The organism is Phytoactinopolyspora endophytica (assembly GCF_004138495.1).
Classification (GTDB): domain Bacteria; phylum Actinomycetota; class Actinomycetes; order Jiangellales; family Jiangellaceae; genus Phytoactinopolyspora; species Phytoactinopolyspora endophytica.
Window position 1 is genome coordinate 217,677 of the sequence record NZ_ML142855.1, and the last position, 358, is coordinate 218,034.

General features: G+C 66.2%; 1 protein-coding gene. It reads right to left on the reverse strand.

Translation table 11 applies throughout. The features are described 5' to 3' along the window. A partial coding sequence (locus ELR45_RS35260) for a zeta toxin family protein (RefSeq protein ID WP_165367814.1) occupies positions 1-358 on the reverse strand: 358 nt, incomplete at both ends.

The window sequence follows — 358 nt, forward strand, 5'->3', positions numbered from 1 at the left end:
GCTTGCCGTTGAGCCAGTCCGGTCGGAATCTCTCTGGGGGACGCGCCGAGGAGTCGAAGGAAGGTGTCGAGGACGGCTGCCGGATCGCCGGGTGGGTTGTCGGGGTGGTACCCGCGGAGGTCGGTGTGGAGGACACCGCCGATGTCGCTCTCGTCGAGGAGACGACGCGCCGCCATGATGGCGAGTTCGGTTTTGCCGCTGCCGGGCATGCCTTCGATGCAGAACACGTGTGGGGTCTTGGTGTCTTGGCTGGCGTTGATGATCGTTGTGAGTTCGTTGCCGCGGCCGACGAAGTGTTCGACCGGTGCGGGCAGGTCGGCGTGTGCGGTGACGACGGTGGCGGCGTCGGCTTGGTTCT